This window comes from Terriglobia bacterium (assembly GCA_020073085.1).
Taxonomy (GTDB): Bacteria; Acidobacteriota; Terriglobia; order JAIQFV01; family JAIQFV01; genus JAIQFV01.
On record JAIQFV010000002.1, the window covers coordinates 230,461 to 254,030 of the forward strand.

The following is a 23,570-nucleotide window of genomic DNA, read 5'->3' on the forward strand; positions in this document are numbered from 1 at the left end:
TGCGCGGTTTGATGTCGCCACTCGACGCCAGCCAGCCTTATCCCCGGGGGATCGTGTCACCCTGGGCCAGGCTTTCCGGATCGAGACGGAATCGTCACTTGGCCGGGGGCACTGCCGGCGCGAGAGGCGTTCTGGAGTACATACCAACCGGATGGCCAGCCGGATCGAGGACGAGGGCGATGGCGCCGGTGCCGTCCGGCAGGTTGAAGGGGAACCCGGGGACGACGGTTCCCCCCAGCTCCTTCGACTTCTTGCAGCTGGCCTGGATGTCGGTCACCTGAACATAGACCACTCCGTTGAACCCGCTGATCTTGCCTTCCGCAACTCGCAGCGTCCCGATCGCCGCGCCACCCGCGACAATCTCGACCGCCTGATCAGTTCCCTGCACCGGGGTAAATTTCCAATCGAAGAGCTTGCCGTAGAACTCCTTGGATTGCGGTAGATTGGTCGTGGTGATGTCGAACCAGGCGATACGGCCGGGGCCGACGTCCGCCGGGGCCGACTTGGGGGGACTTGACTGAAGCTGTCCGGTCATGAGAGTTAGGGCTACGGTCATGGCCAAAATCGCATTTCGCATCGGTGTTCTCCTTATAGTCCATCTAACGGATTGGAGCGGCGCGGCATGCCGATGTTGTGATACGGACCCACCTTTGATCAATTCGCGGATGAATTCCGCTGACTATGTTGTACTTGGATTTCTCAACGCTCGATGACGAAATTGCAGCCGTCCTCGCCACGTCCGCCAGAGCGACGGGTCAGCTCGTGTGCGCGCTTTTACGTTGGGCTTCTTTAAAAGCCTTGGCAAAGATCTTCTTGAGAACCTCTGCATTCACATCGCTCAGCGATTTAAGATACAGGCATCCTTTGCCCCTTTTGTACTTCCCGAGCTTGGAAAGTTCATCCTCAACTTTATTCAGTCCGCCCATCAAATAGATGCTGATGTTCTGTTTTCTGGGCGCGAAGCCGATCATGACAGTGTCTCCTTCTCGTCCGCTCTCATAAACATAGTGATATGTTCCAAACCCGATGATGGCGCTTCCCCACAGGACAGGTTCACATTTCGAGACCTTCTGCATGATTTCAAGAATGGCAAAGCAATCGGCTCGCAAAGGATCGTCTTTGATTTTGTTCAAGAAAGCCGTCACACTGCTCTTTGTCGGTTTGGTTTTGTTTTCTGCCATGGAGTAATCCTTTCTCAGGGCCTGACGGCCTGGCGCTCAGCCGCCCGTCGGTCTGCAGCGCCTTGTTAACCCGCACGGGGCGTCGCCTATCGGGCGATCGCACTCTATGGAACCTCAACGGCTTTTTGCTTCGCCCAGATCGCTCGAAAGGCTTGCTCTCTTTGGGTCACGTACTTCTTGTAGCCCTCGGGATCGATGAATGCCGTCAGGACGCCTTCTTTCAGCCGCGCGTATTTGGTTTCCATGTCGAAGTAGCTGCCGTGGGCGCCGAGAAAGTAATGGCAAGGCAAGGATCTCAGTACTCGGAACGTGCGTTCATAGTCTTGGGCGATCCGAGGATAGAGGGAGTTGGCGACGAGTTTGTACCCGTCGTTCACGTTCGGGCTGCCAATGATTACAACGTTGTAAGTCTTCCCGCCTTCCCTCACCTTCATCGTCCATGTCGTGCAGCCCTTTGTGTGTCCGGGGGTGAGATGCGCGACGAGCACCGCATTTCCAAGCTTCACTATATCGCCGTCATGCAGGACGCGGTCTACCTTCGTGGCCGCGTAGAGAGAGGTCGCCGCGTTGCCATATTGAAAATCACCCTTGCCTCCCGATTCGACCACAGGGACATCGGCGTCCATCACCATGTACTTGGCCCCGGTGATCTGTTTGATCAACGCGCTGCCTGCATCGTGGTCAAAGTGCGCATGGCTGATCAAAAGGATCTTGATGTCATTGAAATTAAATCCCAGCTTCTCGACGCTGGCTCGAAGGAGCGGAACGTTGGCTTCGAGATCACTATTGATAAGGATGTGCCCCTTCGGAGTCGTGATCAAATAGTTCGCGAGGCCTTTGCTTCCGACATAGTACAGGTTTTGAGCGATGCGGAACGGGGGAAAGGGCTCAGTCCACTCCGGGTCGTTCTGCGCGATCGAGTTGCCAGCGAAAGCGAAGACCGCCAGCAACGTCCCTAACAGAACGTTCGTTACACGGGACCGGTTGTAGTGTTGGGTCACGTTTTACACCTCCACGCGGCCGAAACCCTCTCGTTTGCGGAGTTCGTCGGCTGCGTCGTTGATTACTGCGGCCTGACGTCGAAGCGCAGCGGCAAGCACAGTACAACCAACGCGGCGAAGCCGGCACCGAAAAGTGTTCATCCACCGCCGCGGGTGTTTAGGCCGCCGCGCGAAACTGAACCACAAGTTCGGGGCCGGTCCCGTAGGCCTCGCCGCCGTAGCCGCCCCATCGACCGATGATCTCAAACCCGTGCCCCGTGATGAGACGCTCAAATTCCCCAGGGAAGTAGCACCGCATTGCCAAGTTGAAAACAACGGTCTCCGCCAACTCGCCTCCATTGCGAACACGATAGATCAAATCCGGGTAAATGACCAGATTCTCCGGGTCGACCTTCCCCTTCCGATGGTGACAAGTTACGACCTCGGTACCCGTGGCGACCTCCCAGTCAAGAACCTCCACGGGATCCGACCAGGCGCGAACAAGCGCTTCGCGATTCGGGTACCGTGGGTTGAAGACGTTGAGTATACACGTGGCGCCCGCCGAAAGATGGGTCCCAATACCATGGAACAACCCGGCCACGTCTTCATCGGTTACCAGATTCTGCAGCACGCGGTACGGGGCGATGATCAGATCGAATGTCCTCCCCAAATCCAATTGGGTGATGTCGCCGAGTTCCACGACGGCCCGATGGGGAGGGATCGCTGCCTCTGACAGCTTTGCACGGCAGATCGACAACATCGCCTCCGAGAGTTCGATCCCATGAATGAAGCGGCAGAAACGGGACAGGGGCAGAGTGACCCGGCCTGTCCCGCACCCCAGATCGAGGACACTGGCGTTCTCATGGCTGAGGCGCGAGACATAAAAAGGGACGTCGTTCAGCGGCTCCCGATCTAAGTCATAAAACCTGGCAACTTCAGCCCTGGGATCTCGGGTCATAGAGTCTCGTCAGCCTAACGTCCAGCGTGTCACCTGACGGCGTGCTTTTGCTCTTTGAGCCGGTCGAGTGCACGCTCGGGTTAGCCTGATACGACGAGCCATTACTCCACACGCCCAAGCTGTTCCAGGACTTGTGCCAGACCCTCTTCGGCTGTCTCGCTCCCGCCGAGCAAGATCGCCTTTCGGAAATATGGCTCAGCTTCCGCGGGTTTGTCCAAGACCGCATCAAGGAAGCGCCCAATCGACTCGTGTGCCTCAATGCTGCTCGGTTCATATTCCAACGCCGTATGGTAACTCATAAGGGCATCCTCGGGCGAATAAGGAGCTTCTTCGTCACTCAGCTGGATCAGGTCACCACGCAGGATCCATAGGCGCGCCGACTGCGGGAAAATCTTGAGACCCTCTTCGATCATATGCAGAGCAGTTGGTGTGGCCTTCCCGTGGACGGCCACATCTGCGCGGATGGCTTCGATCAATTCGATCTCGGTCATGGCTTTGAACAGCCTAATGTCAGAGTTGACCGGGCGCGGCGACTACCTTCAACCGTCGATTCAATCAGTCTAGTTGAGAAACCCGCTCCCCGCGCTCCGGTCCAACGATTGGTTCGGCGTGAGCGAAAGCTAGCCCCGGGCCTCCTTGGCGCGCCTTGACCACTGCCAAAGGCCACCCGTAATCTCGGCGGGCAAGCGATAGCCCAGCTGTCGGGCGAGCATGACAATCTGACCGCGATGATGACCTTCATGAGCGACGAAATAGGTTAGGACATGCCCGACGTCGAGGGGAAGGTTTCGCCAGATATACGACGAGGAGGCGGGGATCACGCCGCCTCGGTCACAACCGAGCGTCAGCAAACTGAGAATGCCGCGGCTGCTGTGACTCAGTGCTGGAATCAGCTCCTTCGGTCCAACCTGGTGTCGATTGACGGCTCGCGGCACCGCGATGCCGTGTTCCTTGCCTAACGTCTTGATCCACATGCACCGCGCATTGTGGATGTGCCCGGCAATCATCCGCACGGTTCGTCGGGGCGCCCCCGGCACGGTGGCTCCCCATAGCTCGGAGGGTAAATGCTCGAAGAGGAAGACGGTGACGCGGTTGTTGGTTCTCCACGCGGCAAGCAGCATATCCCGCTGGTCAAGTGCAGATTGCATCACAACTCTCCCAGAGTGATCGAACTGACGCCGAACGACGGGTGCACGCGCGGGTTAGGCTCTTGAATTCCCCGCGCTGTCATTGCGCCAAGGGTAACTCTTAGGGTCGCTCGCTCTTTATCGCCAGGGGTCGGACATCTTTAACAAGTGCCGCTAAGAATTCCTCGCGATGCGTGACGATCGCAAAATGACCCGCATGCTCAATGAGAATGAGTTTCTTCTTCGGCGCTTTCACGACATTATAATATTCCACCGCTACCGATGTGGGCGTGACCATGTCTTCTTTGCCCTGAATCACGAAAAACGGCACCTTGAATGTATTGGCGGTGGTTGGCAACTCGGTGGCCAGCATCGCACTAAGCGTGGTGCGCCCGGAGTAGCTCATGCCGTCGCCCAGCGTTTTCATATACTCTTCAGTAAACTCCGGATTTGATCGAACAATCTGCCCCAGTTCTTCAAACCACCTGCCATCATCGGGTGACATATAGGGGTTGCGCATCCTCCACCAGGAAAAATACTGCGCCGCGTTGGTTGGGTCCGGCGTGCCAATCGCCTGCAATTGCTCTACCCTCATGCGGTCATCATCGGCGCGTGCTTTGGCGAGAAGAAAATCGAACTGCGCTTGAATGTTGGCCCGCCAGCTTCCTACCTGTCCCGTGCCAATATAGGCGGCAAACAAATCCGGACGGCAAAGAAGACTGCGCGTCACCTGGCCCGCCATGCACGATCAATAGGACGGGATTGGCGCGACTCGCACCGCGAATTGTGATCCACTGCTCGATGCCACCCAGGGTGACAAAGCGTGTTTCTTGAATTGCCGGGGCAATTGGGATTCCTAAATGGGCGGCCTGCGCGGCATTCGACAGCCCTAGACCGGTTACAATCAGTAGCAAACTAAGACTTTTATTAATTTGAGGGAACGACATGCGGTGGATCTCTCCATTACCTTGGGAATATCAGGATGCGCGGGAATGCTCATGTTTTTCAGTGCCTCGGGTTGCACATTCCTTTCGCAAGACGCGTTTAATTGGTGCCTGTCGCCACTTTCGCAAGGCGGCGGGCTCGTTCGCCTAAAGGCTTGACGATGAGCCGCACGCCTTTTCCGCCGGCTCCATCGCTTGGCTGGGCAGCGTGTTCATAAGCCAGGGATTCAGCGGCCAAGCCTAGCTTCATATTTTTTGAAGAGAGTAATGACATCCTTATGCACATTTGAGGCGTACGAATGCTTGCTCGTTTCGAATAGTTCGCGGGGAGAACTTCCTCCGTAAATGTTCGCCCTGCTAGTCAGATCGGCTCCCGATGCAATTAGAAAATCCACGATTTCGGCCAAATTCCATGGAACAACTTGCCTGTATGACTCCACTCCGTTGGTACCCGCATAATGCAGGAGCGTCGCGCTGTGGCCGTACTGTGATCTCTCGCGAGTCAACTCAGGGGTTTCTCCAATGAGTCCCTTCAATAAGGACAGATTTCCAGAAAGCATTGTGTTAACGGCTTTCTCGAACTGCACATTCGACCGTCTGTTAGCGATAGAATCCACGTCATTCCAGTCCTTGAATCCGTATTCCCTGGCGATGGTGGTTCTTCCATCGTCGATACTGAAAACATGGTTCAGGATCCATTCATCAGGTTTTCCAACCCAATCCGGGTGCCAAGAACCGATCTGAAAACAGACCGAATCATCTCGATTGTGATGGGCTTCCGTCAGCCTGTCTGCCTGAAGCTCGAGCTGTCTTCTCACCGGCAACGAATAGAAACCCCCAGTGAATACGTCCGCGTATAGGTTACGTATCTTCTGAACCTTTGGATCCACATACATGTAATCGTTGCTCATCCGGTTTCCTCGGCCTTGGAAATGTTGCCGTTTGCCGCTGCCATGGAGTTGGAAGACCTACCCCCCAGGATTCGAAAGCACATTGCGAATCGGATTCAACACCTCAGCAACGAAGCACGGCCATTCAGCTGTGAAAAGCTGTCCGGCCAGGACAAATTCCGTATTCGTCACCGCGATTACCGCATCCTGTATGCAATCCATGACGACGAAGGCTCGATCGTTATCGTGAAGCTCGGTCACCGTCGTGAAGTGCACCGATGAACGACGTCGGTCTAAGGTCTGGCGCGTCACCCGCCCGGCGAGCTTGTGTTTCTCGCGCCGGTCGGGTCCACGCGCGGGTTAGGCGGCGACGTAGGGTTGAATGAGTATTTCGGCCGGAATGTCGAGACCTGCGTGCAATCGCCTTATCATCTCCAATGACAAGGGCCGCCTGCGGTTGAGGACCTCCGCCACCCGCGCCCTGCTTCCTATGTAAGGCTCAATATCACGACGGGACAACCCCCGACTTTCCATGTAATAACGGATCGCTTCGATGGGATCCGGGGCGGGGATGGAGTAATGCTGTCGTTCATAAGCCTCCACCAGCGTCGTTAACACTTCCAAACGATCTCCCGAGGGGGTGTTTGGCGTCGAGTCAAAGAGACGCTTAATCTCCCCCAGTGCAGCGGTGTAATCAGCCTCGGTTTTGATAGGACGGACGTTCATACCCTCTCCTCAAATCAAGCTTCCATCAATCTTGTCGCACTCCGAATGGGTCCCAACAAACCGGATGTAAACAATACCAAACTGATACTGTACCGCCACCACCAGGCGGTATTGGTTGCCCTTAATATTGAACACGACCCGGTTCTTAGCGAGGATGCTGGCGTTACGATATACGCTCTTGAGGTCCGCTGGTGATTTCCATGTGGCATGTACGGCATCTTGATACCAAGCCTGCAACGCCTGCCGTGCATGGGGATGCCTTTCCCAGAAGCGTCGCAAGGTCTTGAGAGCAATCACTCGCACGAGAATATTGTATGCTGCTCCCAAATGGGGATCAAGGGGAATGACAGCCTTTTCCACGCCACTCCTTCAACAGATTCTCCTGTGCCTTTTGTTTCGCCAGGGCTCCCCCCAGAAAGATTTCAATCCGCTTATCGAGTGCCCGGACCAGGCATTCCTCCGTAAACCCGGCGTCCTGCTGATAACTTTTCGACATCGGCCCCGCCTTGCCCGCACGGTAATATTCCCTGAGCTTACTGCGATGCTTCGTGAAGTTCGCCTTGACGTGTTCCCTGACGACTGAATGGAGGTACTCATGCACGCCACCATTACTGCCAGGGCTTTCGAGGGTGTAATAATAATTCTCGTACCTCTCGGGCACGTTCGCCAGCGTTGCCGCCATCATCTGCCGGGCCTTGAGCCTGACCGGGTGCATGGCTTTCCCCGGAACCTGCTTGTCGTAGCCCGTCGCATTGAGAAACGCAAATACGCGAATCCTTTCATAGCACCCTAGTCACGCCTCCCACTGCCTAACGACCTTGGCGTTCAGCTGCGGCGCCGGTGCGCGAATGCGCACGCGGCTCAGTAGCCGATCTTGCCGCAGCCGGGCCGCGAGGCGCCGTCAGCTGCAATGCGTTGTTCGCCGGTTCGTCTTTCAAGTACGTCCACTTTCGAGCCAGCATTTCGACCGTGATGGCTGCGACCATGCTCGTACACAGGCTTCACGCTAGCCAGCCAAGCCGGAATCGCGGGCGCGTGGGGAATCAGGGCCGCGTGTAGGTGATCCGGCAGACAGGCACCTGGAACACGTCGAAGCCGACGACAGGCACGGTTCCATTCCCCTGGAGCGCCTTGTTCAGCCGGTCCAGGGGGATTCCACCGCGGAAGACGGGAACCCGGCCGGTGTGGACCCTCGAGAGCTCCTCGAGGATCTCCTGGCGCGATGTCCAATTGCCCATGCTTTGCGTCGTCGCATCGGCCCAGGCCTTGAGTCCAGGGGCCAGCTCGACGAGGTCGAGCACCGGAGCCTCGCCCGCGTAGAAGACGCCCTCGACCTGGGCTGTGAAATCATCGGGATCCGGTGCGCCGCGGTAGTAGCGGAAGGAGTTCACCTCCTTGGCGTTCCGGAGGGGGGCTAAATCGGCCTCCGTGAGCGTCGCGGCGGTGACCTGTCCGAGATTGGCGCAGGTCTGCTCGGGCCCGCCCCAGATATGCCGCTGCTTCCCGGCGGAGAAGCTTCCGGCGTCGTCGAGATTGACCAGCGCCGATCCCGTGCCGTCGAGCGTCGCGTGCTGCGATCCGGGATAGTAGCAGAACGCCCCTTCGCCCCGGATGTAGTACTTCTCGTATTTGAGCCGGAGCAGCGACTCGAAGGTCTTCCGCGCCCGAGCCTTGTTTTCGGGGGAGGCATCGTTCCAAAGATACCGGGTCAGCAGGGTGATGCCCTTGCCTTCGCGCAGCGTCCAGGCGTGCCACTCGTCGAGACCGCCCGTGGCGTCCGGATGGGGTTCCGCCATCACCTCGAGCGTGGTCTGGAACATCCGGTCCTTGTGGCGCAGGGGAAACTCGGGATAGCGATCGTTGCCCTGGTCGTCGACGAACGCCTTGGCGATCGAGCTGGTGTTGTGGAGGTCTCTCTTCGTCAGCTTCCCGCCATGGCGGAACCGCGGTCCCCAGTACCCGGTCTTGGGATCCTGGCTCTCATAGACCCACTGGAGCAGCGTGCGCTTCCACTCGGGCGAGAAGGCGTACAGGTGGTTCCTCTCGACGAGGTTCCCTTCCCTGGTGTACGAAAGAAGGTCGCGGATGAAATGGAAGGAGCTCTCGGGAAGCTTCGAGGCGACCCATCCGATATGGCCGAGGTCGTCGAGATAGACCTGGAGCTCCTCGGGCGTGTCGATCCGGTCGAAGAACTTCAGAGGATACCTGAGCTGCAGGGGGCGGCCCGTCTCCTTCGAGAGCTTCTCCAGGTGCTCCAGGACGTTTCCTGTCGGACCCTCCCAGGTGCAGTAAGGGCAGGAATCGTCCATGAACGCTCCGGTCCGGGGATTCTGGAGGCTCAGGTAGAAGTCCATTTCCTCGTTCTTGTCCGCGAACTTCGGCACCTTGACGAGGCCCTTCCGCGTCTTGAGCTGCTCATGCAGCCTTTCGATGCTCGACACGGCCTTCGCGTACTGCCCATGGTCGAGCAGGTAGATGATCCCGACCATCTTGAACTCGAACTCGGCCATGTAGTAACCCTCTTCCTGACACTCCTTGTTCAGGCGGAACAGGTCGGGGATCCGCGAGGCGCTGTGGCCCCAGAGCCCCAGGATCAGGAGCAGGGTGGTGATCGAGAGACCGAGGGTGGCCTTGGCGAGGTTCCTCCTGGTGCGTCGGGGGTTCCGGGCGGCAGACGGCACTAAAACGCCTCCTTGAGCTTGATCTATTTCTGGACGTCCTCGTCGGCGTTCAGGGCGAAGCCGGTGACGAGGTCGAACTCCTGCTTGTCGTTCCTGGGATCGGGATTGAAGTAGAACGCGCTGTTGGCGCCGAGCGTCCAGCTGGTCTCGTCGTCGTAGCCGATGATCGGCTGCACGCCGAAGCCCCGGCGCTCCGCCTCGTCCGCTGCCATGGCCGCGGAGGGCAGGCCCGCGAGGAGCAGGGCCAGGAGCCGGGGAGGGATCGAATGGGGCGGGGAATCGGGCATGTGCGCCTTCCTCAGGGGTTCCGGGGCCTCAGGGATGCTTCTTCGGGCCTGGCTTCCGCTTAGCCGGACCCTCCGATGAGCAAGGTTCGAATCCACTCACTCGTCACCGCCTGACTCACCTGTTTACCACGCCCGTCTTTGTCGGTCGGGTTGGCGCCGCGTTCCAGCAGGAGCCTGATGATGCCCGTCTGCTGCTGGCGAGCGTGCTCAGAACCGCTCCCTCCTCGCCCAGTGGTTTGAACGGCAAGGTGCAGGGGCGTCGAGCCGGACTTGTTCGGCGCCCTCGGGTTGGCGCCGCCATCCAACAGAGCCCGGACTGCTGGCAACGACCGGGTTCGCACCGCTCGGTGCAGGGGCGCCACGCCGCTCTTGTCCAAGGCATTGGGGTCTGCGCCAACCGACAAGAGGTACTCGATCGTCTCCGCCTGTGCCGACGGTTCCCAGTGGTTGGCGTCCGCCGCGTAGTGAAGGGGTTGGGCGCCGCGGCGATTCTTCGCGTGCCAATCCGCCCCGTGTGCGACGAGAAGCATGGCGATCGGACGCCGAAACGCGGCGGCAGCCATATGGAGAGCCGTGTCGCCGGCGTAAAGGTAGTGGGCGATTTCGGTGAAAAAAAAGTCGGGTGCCCCATGGCGAGCAGCGCCAACCTCAGCCGGCGCTGTAGCAAGAGTGGGACTGGCCGCCAGTCGGCGGGACACTTCGTCGATCTCGCCGTTCACGACATGTCGAACGAACTCAAGAAACACCGACTCCACCTTTCGCATCGGTTTCTCTTCCGGCTAACGTCTGGCGCGTCACCCGGCCGACGCACTTTGGCTTCTCGCGCCAGCCGGGTGCACACGCGGGTCGTTAGCCGACCTTGGTTCCTAGCAGGGCTCCTTGTTCCAACTTCAAGCGTTCATAGTGCCGACGGGCGTATTCCAACACAGCCTCAGTCGGAAAATTAAGAAGCGACGTGTGCTCAGAAAAATCCCCTTTTTTTCCAGGCCTCCATTACTGGTCGGTAACTCGCCACATGAGAAAAAAGCATAAGCAGGCATTCCGGCACTTTGGGCTCTTCAAGAAGATCACCGTGGGCTGTCACTAGTTGCGCCATCTCTTCGTTCAGAGGCATAAACACAGTAGTCATCCATTCTCGCCACGCTGTTGCCTCAACCGCCGTGGGGTGATCGGAACTTCCCCAAAAGGATCTTCCCGGCCGGTATTTTCCCCGGAACGCTTCCCACACGCGGGTCGATGCTTCAGACAACGACAAAAGAGGACCATACAGATCGCGAAGCTGTCGTTCTATCCGGTCGAGGCGCGACTTTCTTTGGGCCAAACGCAAGTTATTCCAATAGGTGGCCAGATAGCCGATCACCGCGAGCAGTATCGTAACGGATAGTGTCCCTACCTGTCTCCAATCCATCGAAACTCCATGTCCTCTCTTGTCCGGCTAACGCCGCCGCTGAGGTGCGGCGGCTATCAAGATTCTCCAGTGTAGCGCCGACCCGAGTCTTCCTCCAGGCCGCCGCCAGCTCAAGCGGTTGGTGAGCCGCCCCCCACAAGCGCACTTCCTATTTGAGATTCCAACACTGTTCCTTCTGATCAGCGGCATAGCACTCATTTCGAGATCATCCCGATCGTGCCCAGCCACGTCTCCACCAACTGAGGCCACCGCGTGATCGGGAGCTTCGTGCGTCGTAACCCAAATGCGTGCCCGCCTTGCGCGTACAGATGCATCTCGACGGGCACTTTGGCCTTCTTAAGAGCGCGATAGTAGACGAGGGAGTGCTCGACGGGGTCGACTCGGTCGTCCTCCGCTTGCAGCAAGAAGGTGGGCGGCGTCTCGCGTGTCACGTGAATATTTGGATTCAACTTGAACTCGTCATGCCCCCACAAATGGCCGGGATAAAGCGCCACCGCGAAATCGGGACGACAGCTCTCCTTGTCGGCCGCGTCGACGGCGGGATAGAGACGCGGCTCATACTGCGTACTCATCGCGGCCACCATGTGCCCGCCGGCCGAGAATCCGAGCACGCCGATCTTGTGCGGATCGATGTGCCAATCGGCGGCATGGAAACGCACGAGGCCGACGGTCCTCTGCGCGTCCTCCAGCGCCATCCGGCTGCTTCGATACGGCCCAAATTTCGTTTCTGGCACTCGATATTTCAACAGTACACACGTGACTCCGATGGAAGTCAGCCAGTCGCAGACCTCCGTGCCTTCCAAATCGATGGCAAGGATCTCGTATCCCCCGCCGGGGAATACGACGACTGCGGCCCCCGTATTCTTTCCGCTGGGCGAGTAGACCGTCATCGTCGGCCTCGATACGTTGCGCACCGCGATCACATGCTTACCGCCGATCCACTCGTCTTTGTCGATCGTCGCATCTTCCGCGAGATTCTTGTCAGCTCCCGGACCCGGCGGTACTCCCGGCCAAATTGGCGCCTGCTTATGCCCGGCAGAAGGCTGCCAAGAATCCGCTGGGGCGCTCCCGCTTCCAAACGCAAGCACAACAAGGAGAGCAAAGATCAAAGGTTTCATCATTACCGAGCAGCTCCTTCCAAAATATTTCTCAAGCCAGTCATAGGTGCGGCAAACGACCAGCGCGTCACCCGGCGGCGCGCTTGTGTTCTATGCGCCGGCCGGGTGACGCGCGGGTTAGGCCCTTCTCTCAGATGGTCTGCTCCGCACGCAGGAGGGCACCCAGCTTTCCAAGCACTTCACCAACGACGCTTCCAGGGAGCTTGCATATCAGGCTCGCTTGGCGCGCGCGCCAGTCCAAGCACTTGACTTGGTCCGAAAGCACGGCCCCGGATATATTCAGACCTTCCGGGAGAATGACTTCGAAGGGATAACCTTTCACCTGGCTGGTAATAGGGCAGAGAAGCGCAAGACCCACCTTGCCATTGTATGCGCGCGGTGAAAGAACCACCGCAGGCCGTCGGCCAGCCTGCTCATGTCCAGCTTGGGGATTCAACGTAATCCACACGGCATCCCCCTGCGCCGGCACGAAAGCGGTGGGGGTTACCATGACTCACGTCCTGTCGCGCTTCCGGTATCCACCTCCCCGTGCAAATTACGCCGCCTCACTTTGGCAAGCAGTTGATTCAAGGAATAATCGGGTACGGCCAAGGGCGTCACAACCAACTTGCCCTTTTCGAGCGTCACCTCAACCAACGACCCCTGGGCTATCCGTGAGTCAGAAGCCAAAGACTTGGGTATGCGGAGAGCAAGACTGTTTCCCCATTTACGAACTGTAACACGCATCTGCCACCTCCCAAAATGTATCTACAATGAAGATACATCCAGAAAATCTTTTATGCAAGTCGGATGAGGGGTTATGTCGTACGACAAATCCTTCGTCTCGCCTCACCTAAATGGGTCTAACGAATGAATAACCCGTATTCTCCCGCGAAGACGCTTGCAGGTATCGTTCCCGCTTCAGGCCGAAAAACCTCCCGCGTGCTTGCACCCCGTGTCGGTCTCAGAGAATCGAGGGAGGTTCCAGCAGACACACGCACGCAACAACGCCGAACCGTGTGAAATCCACGAGAACAAGCACCTGGTGTCTGCACGACCCCGTATCCGGAAGGATTATCTTGAATTAGGACGCCTCGGGTTGTAAGATTGCCCGTGCTGGTTGCCCTCATCCTTCGGCTTGGCAGCCCACGAGCCGACCTTCCCTGATGGCGAGACGGGCAATGCTGCTCAATCGATTTCCTCTCGAATAGTGTCTTCCTCAGCAGAGCACTCTTACATAAAGGAGACTTAATTAATATGACCACTGCAACAGACAAGAAAGCGGATCTGGCAGGCCCGGGAATCGGCAATTATGAAGATCTGGAGAAAATTCTCCCCAGTGATTACCGATCGCTGCTGGATCCGAAGGAAACGCAGAGAGCCATCTTTGCCGTAAAGAATTACATCGAGGAGAACCTGTGCAAGGAACTCAACCTGATGATGGTCCAGGTTCCCCTGATTGTGGACGTGGAGAGCGGCGTGAACGACATGCTCGACCGCGACGGTTCGCGCACCCCCATTCAATTCCACATTTCGAACGACTACGGCAAGCATCCCATTGACGCCCAGGTGGTGCAGGCCGCGACCAAGTGGAAGCGCGTCGCCCTGAAACAGTTCGGGATGAAGGTGGGCGAAGGGCTCTGCACCGACATGCGCGCGGTGCGCAAGGATTACTTCCTGGACCACGATCACAGCTGCTATGTGGACCAGTGGGATTGGGAGCGCGTGATTACGGCCGAGCATCGCAACCTGAATTTTCTGAAAGGCATTGTCCGCGGAATCTGGAAAGTCCTGAAGGGCGCCGAAGTGCATGCCCAAAAATTGTTCCCGCAACTGAAGACCGACAAGTACCCCGACCTTCCTGACGAACTCAAGTTCCTGCATGCCGAAGAGATCCTGGACATGTATCCCGACATGCCGCGCAAGCAGCGAGAGACAGCCATTCTGCAAAAGTACCCGGCCGTTTTCATCATCGGGATCGGTTGGACGCTCAAGGACGGCTACCCGCATGAGATGCGAGCCGCGGACTACGACGACTGGGTCACCGAAACGGTGTCCGAGAGCGGCCAGCCCATGCACGGCCTCAACGGCGACATCCTGGTCTGGAATCCGGTGACCAAGCGACGCCACGAACTGACCTCCATGGGGATCCGCGTCAATCCTCAAACGCTCCAGAAGCAGTTGGAGATGACCGGTCTGACGGATTTCCTCAAGTTCCCCTACCACCAGGCCATCATGAAGAGCGAGATTCCTCTCAGCATCGGAGGCGGCATCGGGCAGTCACGAACCCAGATGCTCTTGCTCAAGAAAGCACACCTGGGTGAGGTCAGCGTCACTGTGTGGCCGAAGATCCTGAAGGAGATGTGCCACAAAAAGAGCATCCACGTGCTCGAATAGTCAAATGGGTAGGACCGCAAGAGACGCTGAGATCGCAGATTGGGAATCGAAATCTTGAAGATGAATCCCCTTCTGCGATCTCAGCGTCTCTTGCGGCTCGAATTTCGTACTCCAGTATTCCGATATCTAAATCTTCATTTCTTGTATTCAGGGGTGGCGCAATGTGGTTGAACATCGTTGTGGCTGTGGTTTGTCTCGGAGTCGGTTTTGCAGGAGGGTTCTGGTTTTACCGTTCCACGATGGAGTCGGAGCGGGAACGAGGCAACCTGGCCAAGAAGATTTCAGCCCTGCCTTACATCCTCCTCGATTTCATGAACAATTCGAGGTTCAATGCGCTCACCCCGGACGACAAACTCGAATTCATCACCGACTTCTTCCGTCAGGAACTTAAAGCCCTGAATGTCGCGGCCTACACCACAACGCAGGCAGCCTTGGATGATTTTTATCAGCGAAAGAAGTTGAATCCGAAGCCCGCCAAACCGAGCGCCAAAGAACAGGCCGTCGGCTAAACCGACACCCCTCCAATCAGTCGGAATCCTTCTTCTTTACGACAGTGGCCATGCTGCCATCAAACAAGGGAAATGAAGCGCGGGGCACGAAGGAAGAATTTCCTGAATTGAGGTACTGGTTCACCGCGGAGGCGTTCAGGGTCAGCGAGGACGCTCCCTGGTCGCCGGTTTTGGTGATGATGTAATCACAGGAGCGGACGACTGAAAAGTCCGACTCATTGCCAAGCGGAATGAAATCGGCGGAGATATTCTGAAAAGCGGCGTAGCACCTCAAGGTCTGGTTATTATAGCGGTACACAAACGGGACAACACCGATGCGGAGCAGCCGTTGCGATGGGCCGGTGGAGCGAGAGTCCCCCTCGATCCAACCGAGTAATTGGCGAATACCCCAGTCTTCCCGGTGAGGGATTGTTTCACTGAAGAGGGCGCCGTCCCACATCTTCCATTCGTATCCCGCGACCTGAAACTGAGACACGCCTCCGTGTCGGGGCATGCCAAATTGCGATGCGAAAAAAAACAGGAATGACGCTGCCACGGTGAGTGAGACCAGAACACGCCGTATCGTCGCCGATTGAGTCAGAAGCCAATCGGCAACGAGAAAGGCGATGGCAGGGGCACACGGGATGAAATGCCGGACGTCTTTGTTGGAGATGACAAAAGTAAGCAGGAGGTAGCCTCCAGCAAGCCACACCAGGAGCGCTTGTTTCGCCTCGTTGGCTTGCTTCCAGTTTCGAACCCACGACACCAATAAAAGCACTCCCAGCAACGGGTGGAGATAATAATTGACCAGGGCATTGGGATAGAAGAGGGCCGCCGCCAGATTCCATCCCATTGGATCGTGCTCGACGATTGCCTGCTGGCGATTCAGTTCATAGAGCGCTTTCACATCTCCCCAGTGAGGCACATACCACGTGGCCGCGATGGCAACAGCAACTGCCGCTCCTGAAAATCCCCAAAGGAGGCGCCTTGACGAAAGATGGGGCGGGTTTCTCAAGAAGACAAAGAGGGTGGGAAAAAAGACGTAAATTGGAAAACTCTCCTTCACTAACAGCCCCATCGCGGCGACGAGACCCAGGGCGATGGAGGTTCTTCCCCGGGTGAAATTCTCTGAGCACAGGAGCAGGTAAATGAAGACGGTGACGAGCGCCATGAGTGCCAGTTCCAGTGAAACCTCCCGGACAAACGAGGCCACGATAGTCATGCTCAGGGTGAGAGTCAGGGCGAGCAGTCCCGTGGCAGGTGAAAGAAATCGTTTGCCCATGCAGTATGCGGCGACTGCAAAGAGGGTCATCCAAAAAAGATTTGCCGCCGCCGCCCAATCAATCGAGGGCCGGGTCAGGGCGAACTGGATCGCAATAAGGAGGTGCGGCAGGGGGGGATAGGACACCAGACGGTGGCTGAGAAACACCTCGCGAAATCCGCGCAGGGAGAGGCTGGAGAGAGGCCGGGAAAACTCGAGGGCGGTGTAAATCTCCCCCGCCGTATCGGGACCCGGGGGACGGGAGTTACGACTGAGCCACAGCAGCGCACTGCTTCCAAAGAAAACGATCAACCCCAGGAGGATCCAGGCATGAATTCGTGGCTTCATGGAAGGGTTGCGGTATCAAACACATTGCCATCCAGATCAATGGCGGAAAGAGTCACTTTAGCCTTGTCCACCTTGATGAGAACATAATGGTTGATCATGGCATGTTTCTTGACGGCATAGCCCCAGGGGACCTTCGTGTCTCGAGGGTAAAAGGGGGCTCCGGCGCCTCCGCTGATGATCTGGGTCACCGGGCGTTGCATGGCTTTATCCACCGAATGATCGATGATCACCCGGGAGTAACTGTGTTCATGGCCAAACAGCAGGGCGGTCACCCGGTATTCATTGACGAGCTTCATGAACCGGTCGCGCATGGCGGCCACGTCACTCAGGGGCAAGGAAGCGTTATTGAGGCCATTCCACCACATGGCATCCTTCACATGGCCACCCGTGGGAAAGGCCATGTCGTGACCACAGACGAAAATATGCTCCACTCCGCGCTTCCGGGCGGCGGCCAGATCCTCAGCCAGCCATTTCATCTGGTTCTCCATGATATATCCGTTGCGGTTGCCGCCGAGCAGCTTCCAGGGGAGGTAGCGATCTTCTTTTTGGGACCCCACCGTGAACCAGTAATCCATGTTCAACATGACAAAATGAGAATTACCGTAGTCAAATGAGTACACCGTGCCGCGGTAACTCGGACCGGTGACTCCGTCGCGCACCTCCGGCGCCGGAAAATCGTCTTCAGGGTTCGCGAAGTGACGGGCAAATTCGTTTTCCGAGTTGACGGTGCCCAGCTTATCGCGACTGTACGTGTTTTTGGCAGCATCACGAAAGAAATCAGCCAGGGTTTCGTGATTTCCAATGCCCTCATAGATGGGAATCAGGTGACCCACCGGTTCGGAGATCAGCTTCCAGGTGTTCAGCATCTGGTCGAAGGATTCGACGCTGGAGGTATAGCCGGCAATGAGGTCGCCGCCAAACAGAACCAGGCCGGCGCCACGGCGATAGCTGTCGATCAACAATCGCTGGGTGACCTCGGCGTTGACGCCTCCGAAGTCTGAAAACCCGCCTTCGGGCGAGGGTCTCCCGTCAGACATGAAGGCAAACTGAAATTTTTGACTCCGGTTCGGGGCCGCATGAAATCTATAAATCCGGCTCAAGGTGACTGGCGATCCCCCGGAAGGCTCAAGGATGAGGACCTGATAGCGATAAGACGATCCCGCGCCCAGCCCGGTAATCTTTATTCTGTGATCCGTCTCCGGCGATGATTTCCCCGCGAACCGTTTCATAGGGGCAGGGGATTTCCCGGCAAACAGGTCCACGGCGCCGCGTGAGGGGCGGTCGGTTGTCCAGAAGATGACGGCGGAGTCGGAGGTGACCTGGTCGACGAAAGGGCCATAAAGGATCGTCGTGCGTTTTTCGTAATGGCCGGCCCGGGCGAAATAGTGAAATCGCGATTCGAAATACTTCGGTCCCGAAGTCCGCGGATCAAAAATCTCCAGACGATAAAAAACATCGGCCTCGTGGGCGGGACTGGTGTTGGAATGCTGCTCGTCCGTCTCGGTCTGCTTGAGATCGAAGTTGAGGCGATGCATCGTCCCCAGCTCCTGTTGAGGTTCGCGCGCAGTCAACTGGAAAAAAGGAGTATCCAGGGGGATGTCGGGATTCAACTGGCCTATGAAGGCCCGGGTGCGGGGCGTGGGGACCATGGTCTCAAAAACAACGGTCACCTGGCCGTCCTGGCGGAGCTCCACCTCGGGGACCGCTTTCAGAATGCGACCATCCTGCTCAAAGGGTTTCATGTCAGCGAGCGATTGGGGCAACGGCGGCTTCACGACCGTTTGACTGGAGAGGGGAAATGAAAAGGCGCAAAAAAGCAGGACCATCAAGCCGAACCGCCGGGCGGCGGGGGCGTTTCCATCTTGCATGAGAAACTCCTGGAGACCTGAGAAGGTCCGGGGACAGTAATGAAGACACAGGGCAAATTGCAGGCGGATTCTATCAGTTTGCCGGAGCGATTTACAGGGTGAGAATTGTCTACATATTTTATCGCCGGGAGCAATGTGGCATACTATGCAAAAATCTGTTGAATGCTGCTGAGAGCACAAGAAACCAACACCAATCGTTGCGCACCATTCCGGAGTGACAAAGGAGGGCAAGTCCATGGAGCTGGATGTTTATCGGGTGGAAATTCCAGAGGGCTGCAACGTCATCATCGGGCACACCCATTTCATTAAGACGGCGGAGGATTTGTACGAGATCATGGTCAGTGCGGTGCCGCAGGTCAAATTCGGGATCGCGTTCTGCGAAGCCAGCGGACCGTGCCTCATCCGGGTCGAAGGAAATGATGAGGCGCTGAAATCAAGCGCGGCCCGGAATGCCCAGGGCATCGGCGCCGGGCACAGCTTCATCCTTTTGATGCGAGACGCCTATCCCATCAATGTCTTGAATGCCATAAAGTCCTGCCAGGAAGTGTGCACCATCTTTTGCGCCACTGCCAACCCCGTGGAGGTCGTGATCTTCAAGAGCGCGCAGGGCCGGGGGGTCCTGGGAGTGGTGGACGGCTCTGCGCCCAAGGGAATCGAAGATGCTGCCGCACGCAGCGCCCGCAAGGAAATGCTGCGCAAGTTTGGATACAAGCTCTGAAAGAATGGAAGGGGGCTGAACCGCGGAGCCGCGAAGGGCAAGGAGGCGTTAAGATCCGAAGCCTGTCAAAACCGGATCGGCCGGTTCTCACGCAGCCACATGGCAATCAAATTCGTTCTTCTCGCAGACCTGTCGAAGCGCCATGACCAGCGCGTCCTCGTCCCCCGTGGGGAAGGGAGAGGGTGCAATGACACTGCCTTGCTGGAGGGTGTGCCCTTCCATCTGTTCCAAGATCGTTTTCGTGGGGCTGCATGGGATAACAATGCAGTTCGGCGACACCTCTTCCAGGTAAACGAGCGCCGATCCAAGTTCAGTGGGGCTATCGAGCGACAGAACAGCAATGTCAAAATCAATCTTTGCAAGATTGCGGAAAAGACCATCCTCTCGCGGGGTAACGTGAAACGTGGAACAATGATGGCACGCACACAGGTCCATCCAGTGCTCCATAAAAGCCTCATCGTGCGAAACCAGGAGCACCTGGATGCGACGATCTCCCGGCTTAAACATTTGGATCCCTCCTGCAGCAAAACACGAATTTAATGCTAGGACTTCTGTTCAGACCGTCTGGGCCTTCGCAATCTCGACGTCCGGGCGGCGATGAAGCACGAGGGCATAAATGCGCCCAAATTCCTTCCAGTCGACCGGGCGGACAATGTAATCGAACACTCCATGCCGGAGGCAGGCCAGATAAAAGGGCACGTCGTCGATGGGTGAAATGACAACGACCGGGGTCGGACGGCGGTTATTGCGGACCGCATCGAGCACAGCGCAATACTCCTCGTTGGGCGTGTCGATTCCCATGAAGACGGCATCGAAGTCGTTGCTCCGGGACAGCCGCTGCAAAGCGCCATGGGGGGTCTGGACAAATTCTACGAGCGAGTGGGAGTCGTCCGCCAACGTCGCTATTTTCTCTTGTTCAGCGACGGTGGCATCAATCACCAGGATATGGGGGCTGTTGCTCATCGCACACCACCTCGTCAGCGATTGCCTGTAAAAAGGAGGCACAATCCGGCAAGGGAAGTAAAAGGACCTCTTCACGCGCAAGAGATTCCTACCTACGTGGCAGCAGCGGTGGGGCTTCCCAAAAAGTCTCAAAAAATAAATACTACTTGGGATGGCAAATGTCAAGTGGACCTGAACCTGAAAACAGGTTTCAAAGAGATTTGTCCACGTGTGGGTCCAGAATTCCTGGCGTTCGATTCGGTCGAGATGGGATCAATGGTCCCCTTTGGCCGGCGGACTTGAAGATTCCTTGGTATCTCGATGATAGGCAATTTGGTTCTCGCCCAGCCAGTCGATGGCTATTTTCTCAAACGCCTTCTCACGAAATTCATACCATTTCTCGGCAATGCCGCGCTGATGAATGGCATCTTTGAAAATCCGGAACGCGCCGCTTCCGTGGATCCTGGACAAGAGGTCATTGCGAAGTTCGGGATCGGCGAGCGAGAGGCAGAAGTTCTCCATGATGGCCCACTCATGAATCTCGAACTTGGAGGGGAGTTCGAGGTAATCTCCAGAATTCAGGACCTCCCGCTTCTTTTCGATGAGCTCCTTTTGCCATGGAGGAACATCGTCATGACCCAGCTCGTCGGGGAGATCATAGATTTCCTCGTCAACCAGCGTGATGAGCTCGCCAGTCCTTTTGTTGAGGAACGCGGTGTGGGAGTCGTCGAGAACGTCCATTTCATTTATGACCGCCTGCAGGGAAACCATGGGAGTCGTCATGCATCACCTCCAAAGCGCGTGCACCTCAACATCAAATGAAACGACAGACATCACTCTATTTGATCATCATCAAGAAGATCAGCTGAAACAAGTTGAATACGTATAGAATTCCGCTACATGCCGTGCGGGAGGGTCACCCGCACGGTCCTCGCTCACCCGCTCATTGTCCCATCGCCTTGTTCTGTTCATCCAGCCATTGCTTCAGGGGGGCGAAATAGTCGAGGATGGCCGACGCGTCCATCCGATCTTCCCCCGTGAGGGCCTTGAGTTCCTGCGGCCAGGGAAGGCTCTGGCCCATTTCCATCATCCGGATCAGTTTGGCGCCGGCCTTCTTGTTACCGTAAATTGAGCAACGGTTCAACGGGCCGGAGTAACCCGCTTCGCGGCATAAAGCGCGATGAAATTGGAACTGGAGAATGGTGGCCAGGAAGTACCGCGCGTAAGGAGTGTTGTCGGCGACGTGATACTTGGCGCCGGCGTCAAAGTCATTTTCAGAGCGGGGTGAAGGAGGAGCAATGCCCTGGTATTTCAGGCGCAAATCCCACCACCCTTGGTTGTAGTCGGCCGCGCCGATCTCTCCGGAGAAGACTTTCCAGCGCCACTGATCGACAAGATATCCAAAGGGGAGGAAGGCCACCTTGTCGAGCGCCAACTGGAGCAGCAGTCCGATGTCGGCGCTTGTGTCCGGTACCCGGTCGATCAATCCGATTTGCTTCAGGTATTCCGGCGTGACCGAAAGGGCCACGGCATCGCCGATGGCCTCATGAAAGCCGTCATTGGCGCCGCTCTGAAACAGAGGCGGCTGAGGGGCATACGCCATCTGATAATAATTGTGACCCAACTCGTGATGGACCGTGGCGAAGTCCTCGTCGGTAATCTCGATGCACATTTTCAAGCGGACGTCCTTTTGATTGTCAATGTCCCAGGCGCTCGCGTGGCAGACCACGTCCCGGTCCCGGGGCTTTGTAAAGAGGGATCGCTCCCAGAAGGTGTCGGGGAGCACCGGGAATCCCAGCGAAGTGAAAAACCCTTCACCATAACGGACCATCTGGCGGGCGTCGGTGTTCCGCTGCTTGAGAATCTCAGTCAAACTGTACCCGGGGTCGCTGTGGGCGGGCTTCAAAAGCGGATAGATGTTCCCCCATGTCTGGCTCCACATATTCCCCAGCAAGTGCGCGGGAATAGGCCCTTGGAGCGGCACCAACTGGGGCCCGTAGTGTTGCGCCAGCTTCAAACGAGTGTAGGTATGGAGAGATTCGTAAAGGGGTTTGACCTGTTGCCAGAGGCGCTCCATCTCGGCCGCAAAGGCCTCCGGGCTCATATCGTAATTCGAGCGCCACATCGCCCCCACATCTTTGAACCCCATCTCGCGCGCACCCTTGTTCGCCAGTTCCACGAACCGCACATAGCGGGGCCGGTACGGCGGCGAAACCTTGTGCCATCCCAGCCAGATCTGCTTCAATTCTTCGGGATTGCGGCTGGTGGCGAGGATGCGCTCCATGTCATTCAAGCTGAGGCATTTCCCTTTCTCGCCCTCGGGACAGTACTTTCCTTTTCCGTAGTCACTTTTCATGGAGACGGCGATCTTTGTCAATTCCTCCCGTTCGGCTGGATTACTGGGCGCGGGCAAGGTCAGGGCGAGGCGAAGCAATTTGAATTTGCGTTCGGCGCTGGCGGAAAGCTTCAAGCCCTCAAACTTTCTCGCGTCCTTTGCTAACCGGGTGACTGCAGCGATCAGCTCTTGATTGGCCTGGGCGGAGAGGACCTCGGTATCATCCGTGATGAAGTTGCTGTTGACCCAATCGGCGCGACTCGCCTGGATCGACAGGGCGGACACTCGTGTCTCGGCTTCCTTGATGAAATTTTCTGCCTCGGCCACAGTGGGTTTAGCCTGGTTCGTCTTCGGCGACGGGACCTGGGCAAACGAGGATCCTGCAATGAGAAGGAAAAGAAATAATAGGATTGACGGATGGGGATGAAGACCTGTTGTGGATCGGGACGATTTCATTAGTAGCCTCCGGTTCTCATGAGTTCGTTGCTGGATACAAAAAAGCCAAACAGGGATTTCCAGACGATCGTATTCACGCCAAACACCCCTGGATCTCCGACATTCAAAAAAATCCTTGCACAAAGACGGGGACTAATCAAGCGGAACGATACGAAGAGCAACGCCACTCCTACCAGGAGATCTATCCGGGGGGGAGCGCAGCCGCGTAAGCAAGGAGGATAGTTCGATGAGTGTGGCGGGGATCCATAGATCAGGGGCTGTGCCTCCTGGCGCGGGCACGCGGCCCCACGAAGAGGAAGCGCTCACTTGATGGAGATCACCTCGCCCTTCGTGATCATCTGTAAATCCGCAGGGCTCAGCTTGAGGACGGCGCACGCAAGGCCGAACGCCTTCAAGGCGTCCTGAACTCTTTGGGCGCTGGGACTGAGATGTTTAGACGTGATCTCCTTAGGCTCCATGGTGCGACCCTTGTCGCATG

Annotated in this window: 29 protein-coding genes; 4 read left to right on the top strand and 25 right to left on the bottom strand. The window is 57.1% G+C overall.

Features of this window, described 5'->3' with window-relative positions:
- Nucleotides 1-94: 94 nt before the first annotated feature.
- From LAO21_03370 to LAO21_03405, 8 genes are all read right to left on the bottom strand, one after another.
- Nucleotides 95-577: a VOC family protein gene (locus LAO21_03370; protein MBZ5551736.1), complete on the bottom strand. Its 483-nt coding sequence runs from the start codon at nt 575-577 to the stop codon at nt 95-97.
- Between the two features lie 178 nt (nt 578-755).
- Nucleotides 756-1,181: a DUF1801 domain-containing protein gene (locus LAO21_03375; GenBank protein ID MBZ5551737.1), complete on the bottom strand. Its 426-nt coding sequence runs from the start codon at nt 1,179-1,181 to the stop codon at nt 756-758.
- Nucleotides 1,182-1,285: 104 nt separating this feature from the next.
- Nucleotides 1,286-2,143 carry a subclass B3 metallo-beta-lactamase gene (gene bla, locus LAO21_03380; protein MBZ5551738.1) on the bottom strand — a complete coding sequence of 286 codons (858 nt, stop codon included), beginning with the start codon at nt 2,141-2,143 and terminating at the stop codon, nt 1,286-1,288.
- A 196-nt stretch (nt 2,144-2,339) separates the two neighbouring features.
- On the bottom strand, nt 2,340-3,119 hold the full coding sequence (locus tag LAO21_03385) for a class I SAM-dependent methyltransferase (GenBank protein ID MBZ5551739.1): 780 nt from the start codon (nt 3,117-3,119) through the stop codon (nt 2,340-2,342).
- A gap of 101 nt (nt 3,120-3,220) precedes the next feature.
- Nucleotides 3,221-3,610, bottom strand: a complete 390-nt coding sequence (locus tag LAO21_03390) for a hypothetical protein (protein MBZ5551740.1) — start codon at nt 3,608-3,610, stop codon at nt 3,221-3,223.
- Between the two features lie 129 nt (nt 3,611-3,739).
- Nucleotides 3,740-4,267: a hypothetical protein gene (locus LAO21_03395; protein MBZ5551741.1), complete on the bottom strand. Its 528-nt coding sequence runs from the start codon at nt 4,265-4,267 to the stop codon at nt 3,740-3,742.
- Nucleotides 4,268-4,367: 100 nt separating this feature from the next.
- Nucleotides 4,368-4,988 carry an alpha/beta hydrolase gene (locus tag LAO21_03400; GenBank protein MBZ5551742.1) on the bottom strand — a complete coding sequence of 207 codons (621 nt, stop codon included), beginning with the start codon at nt 4,986-4,988 and terminating at the stop codon, nt 4,368-4,370.
- A 429-nt stretch (nt 4,989-5,417) separates the two neighbouring features.
- Nucleotides 5,418-6,101, bottom strand: a complete 684-nt coding sequence (locus LAO21_03405; protein ID MBZ5551743.1) for a hypothetical protein — start codon at nt 6,099-6,101, stop codon at nt 5,418-5,420.
- 42 nt (nt 6,102-6,143) lie between these two features.
- Between LAO21_03405 and LAO21_03410 the strand changes: the two genes are divergently transcribed.
- On the top strand, nt 6,144-6,362 hold the full coding sequence (locus LAO21_03410) for a type II toxin-antitoxin system RelE/ParE family toxin (protein MBZ5551744.1): 219 nt from the start codon (nt 6,144-6,146) through the stop codon (nt 6,360-6,362).
- A 78-nt stretch (nt 6,363-6,440) separates the two neighbouring features.
- Here LAO21_03410 and LAO21_03415 read toward each other — a convergent pair whose 3' ends face one another.
- From LAO21_03415 to LAO21_03460, 10 genes are all read right to left on the bottom strand, one after another.
- Nucleotides 6,441-6,806 (bottom strand): transcriptional regulator, encoded by a 366-nt coding sequence (locus LAO21_03415; GenBank protein MBZ5551745.1) that lies wholly within the window; start codon nt 6,804-6,806, stop codon nt 6,441-6,443.
- Between the two features lie 9 nt (nt 6,807-6,815).
- A complete protein-coding gene (locus tag LAO21_03420) occupies nt 6,816-7,109 on the bottom strand; it encodes a type II toxin-antitoxin system HigB family toxin (protein ID MBZ5551746.1) in 294 nt (97 codons plus the stop codon).
- 31 nt (nt 7,110-7,140) lie between these two features.
- Nucleotides 7,141-7,521: a hypothetical protein gene (locus LAO21_03425; GenBank protein ID MBZ5551747.1), complete on the bottom strand. Its 381-nt coding sequence runs from the start codon at nt 7,519-7,521 to the stop codon at nt 7,141-7,143.
- A gap of 328 nt (nt 7,522-7,849) precedes the next feature.
- On the bottom strand, nt 7,850-9,487 hold the full coding sequence (locus tag LAO21_03430) for a hypothetical protein (GenBank protein MBZ5551748.1): 1,638 nt from the start codon (nt 9,485-9,487) through the stop codon (nt 7,850-7,852).
- A 23-nt stretch (nt 9,488-9,510) separates the two neighbouring features.
- The gene (locus LAO21_03435) at nt 9,511-9,774 is read right to left on the bottom strand and encodes a hypothetical protein (protein ID MBZ5551749.1); all 264 of its coding nucleotides are present in this window, start codon (nt 9,772-9,774) and stop codon (nt 9,511-9,513) included.
- 59 nt (nt 9,775-9,833) lie between these two features.
- Nucleotides 9,834-10,538: an ankyrin repeat domain-containing protein gene (locus LAO21_03440; protein ID MBZ5551750.1), complete on the bottom strand. Its 705-nt coding sequence runs from the start codon at nt 10,536-10,538 to the stop codon at nt 9,834-9,836.
- Between the two features lie 197 nt (nt 10,539-10,735).
- The gene (locus LAO21_03445) at nt 10,736-11,182 is read right to left on the bottom strand and encodes a hypothetical protein (GenBank protein ID MBZ5551751.1); all 447 of its coding nucleotides are present in this window, start codon (nt 11,180-11,182) and stop codon (nt 10,736-10,738) included.
- A 194-nt stretch (nt 11,183-11,376) separates the two neighbouring features.
- Nucleotides 11,377-12,300, bottom strand: coding sequence for an alpha/beta hydrolase (locus LAO21_03450; GenBank protein MBZ5551752.1), 924 nt, complete (start codon nt 12,298-12,300; stop codon nt 11,377-11,379).
- A gap of 130 nt (nt 12,301-12,430) precedes the next feature.
- A complete protein-coding gene (gene mazF, locus LAO21_03455) occupies nt 12,431-12,790 on the bottom strand; it encodes an endoribonuclease MazF (GenBank protein MBZ5551753.1) in 360 nt (119 codons plus the stop codon).
- Complete coding sequence (locus LAO21_03460) at nt 12,784-13,026, bottom strand: AbrB/MazE/SpoVT family DNA-binding domain-containing protein (protein ID MBZ5551754.1); 243 nt, start codon at nt 13,024-13,026, stop codon at nt 12,784-12,786. The genes mazF and LAO21_03460 overlap by 7 nt, the downstream gene beginning before the upstream one ends.
- A gap of 510 nt (nt 13,027-13,536) precedes the next feature.
- On the opposite strand from LAO21_03460, the gene asnA reads away from it, so the two are divergent.
- On the top strand, nt 13,537-14,676 hold the full coding sequence (gene asnA / locus LAO21_03465; protein MBZ5551755.1) for an aspartate--ammonia ligase: 1,140 nt from the start codon (nt 13,537-13,539) through the stop codon (nt 14,674-14,676).
- Between the two features lie 161 nt (nt 14,677-14,837).
- Nucleotides 14,838-15,185 carry a hypothetical protein gene (locus LAO21_03470; protein ID MBZ5551756.1) on the top strand — a complete coding sequence of 116 codons (348 nt, stop codon included), beginning with the start codon at nt 14,838-14,840 and terminating at the stop codon, nt 15,183-15,185.
- A 16-nt stretch (nt 15,186-15,201) separates the two neighbouring features.
- Here LAO21_03470 and LAO21_03475 read toward each other — a convergent pair whose 3' ends face one another.
- Nucleotides 15,202-16,773, bottom strand: coding sequence for a glycosyltransferase family 39 protein (locus tag LAO21_03475; GenBank protein ID MBZ5551757.1), 1,572 nt, complete (start codon nt 16,771-16,773; stop codon nt 15,202-15,204).
- Entirely contained in the window at nt 16,770-18,641 is a 1,872-nt protein-coding gene (locus LAO21_03480; protein MBZ5551758.1) for a metallophosphoesterase, read from the bottom strand. The genes LAO21_03475 and LAO21_03480 overlap by 4 nt, the downstream gene beginning before the upstream one ends.
- Nucleotides 18,642-18,876: 235 nt before the next feature.
- Between LAO21_03480 and LAO21_03485 the strand changes: the two genes are divergently transcribed.
- On the top strand, nt 18,877-19,359 hold the full coding sequence (locus tag LAO21_03485; GenBank protein MBZ5551759.1) for an adenosine-specific kinase: 483 nt from the start codon (nt 18,877-18,879) through the stop codon (nt 19,357-19,359).
- A gap of 87 nt (nt 19,360-19,446) precedes the next feature.
- Here LAO21_03485 and LAO21_03490 read toward each other — a convergent pair whose 3' ends face one another.
- From LAO21_03490 to LAO21_03510, 5 genes are all read right to left on the bottom strand, one after another.
- On the bottom strand, nt 19,447-19,866 hold the full coding sequence (locus tag LAO21_03490; protein ID MBZ5551760.1) for a hypothetical protein: 420 nt from the start codon (nt 19,864-19,866) through the stop codon (nt 19,447-19,449).
- Between the two features lie 48 nt (nt 19,867-19,914).
- A complete protein-coding gene (locus tag LAO21_03495) occupies nt 19,915-20,322 on the bottom strand; it encodes a response regulator (GenBank protein ID MBZ5551761.1) in 408 nt (135 codons plus the stop codon).
- 252 nt (nt 20,323-20,574) lie between these two features.
- Entirely contained in the window at nt 20,575-21,084 is a 510-nt protein-coding gene (locus LAO21_03500) for a UPF0158 family protein (protein ID MBZ5551762.1), read from the bottom strand.
- A gap of 160 nt (nt 21,085-21,244) precedes the next feature.
- Nucleotides 21,245-23,092, bottom strand: a complete 1,848-nt coding sequence (locus LAO21_03505) for a M2 family metallopeptidase (GenBank protein MBZ5551763.1) — start codon at nt 23,090-23,092, stop codon at nt 21,245-21,247.
- 302 nt (nt 23,093-23,394) lie between these two features.
- On the bottom strand, nt 23,395-23,550 hold the full coding sequence (locus tag LAO21_03510) for a hypothetical protein (GenBank protein MBZ5551764.1): 156 nt from the start codon (nt 23,548-23,550) through the stop codon (nt 23,395-23,397).
- Between the last annotated feature and the right edge of the window lie 20 nt (nt 23,551-23,570).

Bases quoted from the DNA above. Each gene is read 5' to 3' on its own strand.
- LAO21_03480 (MBZ5551758.1), bottom strand. From the start codon at position 18,641: ATGCAAGATGGAAACGCCCCCGCCGCCCGGCGGTTCGGCTTGATGGTC.
- LAO21_03490 (MBZ5551760.1), bottom strand. From the start codon at position 19,866: ATGTTTAAGCCGGGAGATCGTCGCATCCAGGTGCTCCTGGTTTCGCAC.
- asnA (MBZ5551755.1), top strand. From the start codon at position 13,537: ATGACCACTGCAACAGACAAGAAAGCGGATCTGGCAGGCCCGGGAATC.
- LAO21_03485 (MBZ5551759.1), top strand. From the start codon at position 18,877: ATGGAGCTGGATGTTTATCGGGTGGAAATTCCAGAGGGCTGCAACGTC.
- LAO21_03410 (MBZ5551744.1), top strand. From the start codon at position 6,144: ATGGAGTTGGAAGACCTACCCCCCAGGATTCGAAAGCACATTGCGAAT.
- LAO21_03370 (MBZ5551736.1), bottom strand. From the start codon at position 577: ATGCGAAATGCGATTTTGGCCATGACCGTAGCCCTAACTCTCATGACC.
- mazF (MBZ5551753.1), bottom strand. From the start codon at position 12,790: ATGGTAACCCCCACCGCTTTCGTGCCGGCGCAGGGGGATGCCGTGTGG.
- LAO21_03495 (MBZ5551761.1), bottom strand. From the start codon at position 20,322: ATGAGCAACAGCCCCCATATCCTGGTGATTGATGCCACCGTCGCTGAA.
- LAO21_03435 (MBZ5551749.1), bottom strand. From the start codon at position 9,774: ATGCCCGATTCCCCGCCCCATTCGATCCCTCCCCGGCTCCTGGCCCTG.
- LAO21_03460 (MBZ5551754.1), bottom strand. From the start codon at position 13,026: ATGCGTGTTACAGTTCGTAAATGGGGAAACAGTCTTGCTCTCCGCATA.
- LAO21_03445 (MBZ5551751.1), bottom strand. From the start codon at position 11,182: ATGGATTGGAGACAGGTAGGGACACTATCCGTTACGATACTGCTCGCG.
- LAO21_03425 (MBZ5551747.1), bottom strand. From the start codon at position 7,521: ATGCACCCGGTCAGGCTCAAGGCCCGGCAGATGATGGCGGCAACGCTG.
- LAO21_03510 (MBZ5551764.1), bottom strand. From the start codon at position 23,550: ATGGAGCCTAAGGAGATCACGTCTAAACATCTCAGTCCCAGCGCCCAA.
- LAO21_03415 (MBZ5551745.1), bottom strand. From the start codon at position 6,806: ATGAACGTCCGTCCTATCAAAACCGAGGCTGATTACACCGCTGCACTG.
- LAO21_03505 (MBZ5551763.1), bottom strand. From the start codon at position 23,092: ATGAAATCGTCCCGATCCACAACAGGTCTTCATCCCCATCCGTCAATC.
- LAO21_03450 (MBZ5551752.1), bottom strand. From the start codon at position 12,300: ATGAAACCTTTGATCTTTGCTCTCCTTGTTGTGCTTGCGTTTGGAAGC.
- LAO21_03395 (MBZ5551741.1), bottom strand. From the start codon at position 4,267: ATGCAATCTGCACTTGACCAGCGGGATATGCTGCTTGCCGCGTGGAGA.
- LAO21_03375 (MBZ5551737.1), bottom strand. From the start codon at position 1,181: ATGGCAGAAAACAAAACCAAACCGACAAAGAGCAGTGTGACGGCTTTC.
- LAO21_03475 (MBZ5551757.1), bottom strand. From the start codon at position 16,773: ATGAAGCCACGAATTCATGCCTGGATCCTCCTGGGGTTGATCGTTTTC.
- LAO21_03400 (MBZ5551742.1), bottom strand. From the start codon at position 4,988: ATGGCGGGCCAGGTGACGCGCAGTCTTCTTTGCCGTCCGGATTTGTTT.
- LAO21_03385 (MBZ5551739.1), bottom strand. From the start codon at position 3,119: ATGACCCGAGATCCCAGGGCTGAAGTTGCCAGGTTTTATGACTTAGAT.
- LAO21_03440 (MBZ5551750.1), bottom strand. From the start codon at position 10,538: ATGCGAAAGGTGGAGTCGGTGTTTCTTGAGTTCGTTCGACATGTCGTG.
- LAO21_03500 (MBZ5551762.1), bottom strand. From the start codon at position 21,084: ATGACGACTCCCATGGTTTCCCTGCAGGCGGTCATAAATGAAATGGAC.
- LAO21_03390 (MBZ5551740.1), bottom strand. From the start codon at position 3,610: ATGACCGAGATCGAATTGATCGAAGCCATCCGCGCAGATGTGGCCGTC.
- LAO21_03405 (MBZ5551743.1), bottom strand. From the start codon at position 6,101: ATGAGCAACGATTACATGTATGTGGATCCAAAGGTTCAGAAGATACGT.
- LAO21_03470 (MBZ5551756.1), top strand. From the start codon at position 14,838: ATGTGGTTGAACATCGTTGTGGCTGTGGTTTGTCTCGGAGTCGGTTTT.